Raw genomic sequence first — 4,137 nt, 5'->3', positions numbered from 1 at the left:
CCATATAGCAGGCCGCCCAACCCGCCGTTGCCGCCGCTGCCCGCGAACCCGCTGCCGACGGCCGCACCGCCGGTCCCCCCGCCGCCGCCGCCGCCGATGAGGAAGGCGTTGCCGCCCAACCCGCCGCTGCCGCCGGTGCCGCCGGTGCCGCCGGTGCCGCCGTTACCGATGAGGCCGGCGGCCCCGCCGCTACCGCCGGCGACTCCGGCCAGTGTGCTGTCGCCACCCCGGCCGCCGTTGCCGTAGAGCAGACCGCCCGGCCCGCCGGGCTGCCCAATTCCGCCGACGGTTCCACCGTCGGTGCCGTTGCCGATCCACGGGCGGCCAAACAGCGCCAGGGCGGGCGCGTTGATCAGGTCGAGCAGGTTCTGGGCGCTGGCCGCCTCGGTACCGGCATAGGCCGCCCCGCCGGCGGACAGGGCCTGCGCCAGCTGATCGTGAAACGCCGACATCTGGGCGCTGATGGCCTGATAACCCTGAGCCTGCGCCCCGAAGAACGCCGCGACGGCTGCTGATACCTGATCAGCGGCGGCCGCCGGCACGCCGGCCGTCACGGCCGCTGCGTTCATGTTGGCGTGGCTGATCGTCGAACCGATACCGGTCAAGTCGGTGGCCGCCGCAGCGATAGCCGCCGGGCCTGCGATCACATACGACATGGCGCACCTCTGAGATCGAGCGAGATCAAGACCACTGGCCGGCGCCTGGATCGTATCGCGACCGATGTCCGAAATGCGCGATTGCGGCCCCGCTAGTGGCGCGCGTGCACCTCGACTCGGTGCAGATCGTCGCCGAGTTCGATCGTTCCGCTGAACTCGGTGGCGGCCAAGGCCCGCCACTGCTCCTCCTGGCCTGCCATGAGGGCCGGCACGTAGTGCGTCATCACCAGTGTCCCCACCCCGGCTCGCCGGGCGGTCGCGGCCGCCTCCTGCACCGACGAGTGGTAGTCACAGACGTCCTTGACCCGCTGTTGCGGGACATTCGCCAGGATGTCCTTTCGAATAACGGTGTGTACCAACGCGTCTGCGCCCGCGGCTAGCTCGTCCAGGCCGGCGCAGGGCACGGTGTCACCGGCCAGCACCACCGACGCGCCACCGGATTCGATGCGGAACCCGATGGTCGGCGCCACCGGCCGGTGATCGGTGGGTGCCACCCGGATCGTCACTCCCTCGCGGTCCCACACGGTGCCGTCGGTGTATTCGTGAACCTCGACCGGAGGCGGTGCGTCGAGATCAGCGTGGTGGGCGATGCGGTAGCCGATGTCGTGTCCGAAGGCCTGCAGCATCGCCGCCACCACCTCGGCGGTGCCCGGCGGCCCGATGATCTGCAGCGGCGGGGGAGCGGGAGCGAAGTTGGTGACCCAGTTGGTGATGATCACGTCGCCGAGCTCGGCGATGTGGTCGCTGTGCAGATGGGTCAGCAGCAGGGCCGACAAGCCCGCGGCGCCTACGCCGACCGCCGCGGCGCGTTGCAGGACACCGCGCCCGCAATCAATCAAGAACACCTGTCCGTCGGCCCGCACCAACGTCGCCGGTCCGGCCCGGTTCGGGTCGGGAATGGGGCTGCCGGTTCCCAGCAAGGTGATCTCGATCATGGCCACATCCTTACCAGGCGGGGCCGTGCGCGGCGGCGCAACCCGGCGATTCGCGCGGCGGGCCGCCGTCGCGTTGGGGTGGCGGCTTTCCCGCCGCGCTCGTTAGCCGTAGCCTGGTGTGAATCGGGTCACAACCGGCGGGAGGCCTCAATGCGGATCGCGGACGTCTTGCGGAACAAGGGGGCGGCGGTGGTGACGATCAATCCCGACGCGACAGTGCGGGAACTGCTTGCGGGCCTGGCCGAGCAGAATATCGGCGCGATGGTGGTGGTCGGCGCGGAAGGTGTCGTCGGCATCGTGTCGGAACGCGACGTGGTACGCGAGTTGCACGCCCACGGCGCCAGCGTGTTGTCTCGTCCGGTCTCCAAGATCATGACCAGCGATGTCGCCACCTGCACGAAATCGGACACGGTAGACAGCCTGAGCGTGCTGATGACCAATAACCGGGTGCGTCACGTACCGGTGCTCGACGGCAAGAAGCTCATCGGCATCGTCAGCATCGGTGATGTGGTGAAGACCCGGATGCAGGAACTCGAGGCCGAACAGCAGCAGCTGCAGTCCTACATCACGCAGGGCTAGCCAGGCCCAGCCTCAGCACGTGTTTGGGAAGGTGTCGGCGCGTCTTCGTGACCGCATCGGTTGCGCGTGACGTCAACTGCCGCATGACTTTCCGCCGTGGAAGACGGTGTCCTGATACGTCAAGGCCTGGATGTATGAACGGCGTCACCGACCGAATCCACGACGCGCTGCGCGAGGCGGGGTGCGACGGCGCCGGGGGCCACCCGATGGCCAGCGCCGGGATCGTCGATGCCCAATCGGTAAGGGCGCCGACACCGCCGGGAAGGGCAGCCGCAGTGGCCGCATTGCGCGGCAAATTGTGCGGAAAGACAAGGGGCAGTGCACCTTTGAGGTGTTGTCCCGCCGCTGCGTAGTGGAGCGCGCACGTTGTCTTGGTTGGTGCGCTGGCGCCGTCTCGTGACAGCCAGCCCCTGGGGCCAGCCTTCCCAGCGGAACGCCACGGCGAAAAATCGTGTGGAATTTCGCCGTGGGGTTACAGTCGCGATGGTTGGTCGCCGTAACGCCAGGAGTATTCGGTACGCAACCCGGCGGCGGGGCCACCGAGCCGACCGAGCCGACCGAGACGAGCGGAGCGAGCATAGCGCCGAGCGCCAAAACCAACTGCGCCGATTGCCGCCACGGGCGAGCCTGAGCGAGAATTAGCTCTCGCTTTTGGGATTGGCCGATCAACTGACTAACGGTATTTGTCGGTTGGATAAGTTTCGCCAATGAGCCGCTTGCACCCGCGACAAAAGTCAGGACGCCATGTTCGGCCACCCAATTCCTGATCAGATGTTCTCGAACGCTATTGTCGAGACCACCTTGGCGGCGGGGGCAGAGCCTACAGGATGAGTTGTGTCATATGTGACCATTGTGCCGCAAGCATTGGAATGCGCCGCAACCGATTTAGCTGCAATCGGTTCGGTGTTCAGCGAGGCAGCCGTTGCCGCGGCCATCCCCACCACAAAGCTACTGAGCGCCGGTGCTGACGAGGTGTCGGCGGGATTGACAGCCATATTGACGAGCCACGGCCAGGCTTGGCAGGCATTGAGCAAACACTACGAATGGCTCCACCAACAATTCGTTGACCTGCTCAACGGAAGCACCGAGAAATACTGGGCCACCGAGATCGACAACGCCGCGCAGAATGCAATCAACACCGCCAACGCCGACAGCGAGTGGCTGCTGGGGCGTCCGATGATCGGTAATGGCGTCAACGGGCTCAATGGGACCGGCCAAAACGGCGGGGCCGGCGGATGGCTGTGGGGCAATGGCGGCAACGGCGGATCCGGGGCAGCAGGCCAAAACGGCGGCAACGGCGGCGCGGCCGGACTCTTCGGCCACGGCGGAGCCGGCGGAGCCGGCGGAACCGGCGCGAACGGCGGCACCGGCGGCCACGGCGGATTACTGGTTGGCGGCGGCGGCGTCGGCGGCGCAGCGGGCGCAGGCGGCGGTACCGCAGGCAGTGGCGGAAACGGCGGAAACGGCGGAGCAGCCGGACTCATCGGCGACGGCGGCGCAGGCGGCGCCGGGGGTAACGGCTTGTTCGGCGGAAACGGCGGTGCCGGCGGCCAGGGGGGCTTACTGGCTGGCAACGGCGGTGCAGGCGGGGCAGGCGGGACCAATCCCGAATGTGGCGGCATCGCAGGCAACGGCGGAAACGGCGGAGCAGCCGGACTCATCGGCAACGGCGGAAACGGCGGTGCAGGCGGCGCCGGCGGGGCCAATCCCTTCTACAGCGCAATCGGCGGGGCCGGCGGGCACGGCGGGTCAAGCCTGCAAAACGAAGGTGATGGCGGCAGCGGCGGTGCCGGGGGAAGCGCTGGCAACGGCGGAAACGGTGGACTCATAGGCGGAGACGGTGGGACCGGTGGATCTGGTGGGGCTGGCGGGTACGGCGGGTCGGGTTCTCAAGTCGGCGGTTACGGAGCTAACGGAGGGAACGGCGGGGCCGGTGGAAGCGGTGGCGCGGCTGGGCTGTTCGGCTT

General features: G+C 68.1%; 4 protein-coding genes. 2 read left to right on the top strand and 2 right to left on the bottom strand.

The genetic code is table 11. From position 1 onward, the window contains the following. Together EET13_RS18925 and EET13_RS18920 are read right to left on the bottom strand one after the other, a co-directional pair. A partial coding sequence (locus EET13_RS18925; protein WP_136623202.1) for a PE family protein occupies window positions 1-656 on the bottom strand: 656 nt, incomplete at its 3' end. 92 nt (window positions 657-748) lie between these two features. After that, on the bottom strand, window positions 749-1,591 hold the full coding sequence (locus EET13_RS18920) for a ribonuclease Z (protein ID WP_122443727.1): 843 nt from the start codon (window positions 1,589-1,591) through the stop codon (window positions 749-751). 150 nt (window positions 1,592-1,741) lie between these two features. On the opposite strand from EET13_RS18920, the gene EET13_RS18915 reads away from it, so the two are divergent. Together EET13_RS18915 and EET13_RS18905 are read left to right on the top strand one after the other, a co-directional pair. Further along, entirely contained in the window at window positions 1,742-2,170 is a 429-nt protein-coding gene (locus tag EET13_RS18915; RefSeq protein WP_122443726.1) for a CBS domain-containing protein, read from the top strand. Window positions 2,171-3,004: 834 nt separating this feature from the next. Continuing rightward, the coding region (locus tag EET13_RS18905; RefSeq protein WP_136623201.1) for a PE family protein at window positions 3,005-4,137 on the top strand (1,133 nt) is incomplete at its 3' end.

Origin of the sequence: Mycobacterium attenuatum (assembly GCF_900566085.1) — a bacterium.
GTDB classification, from domain to species: Bacteria; Actinomycetota; Actinomycetes; order Mycobacteriales; family Mycobacteriaceae; genus Mycobacterium; species Mycobacterium attenuatum.
Note: the sequence above shows the minus strand (reverse complement) of the source record. Positions and strands in the feature narration are given on the sequence as shown.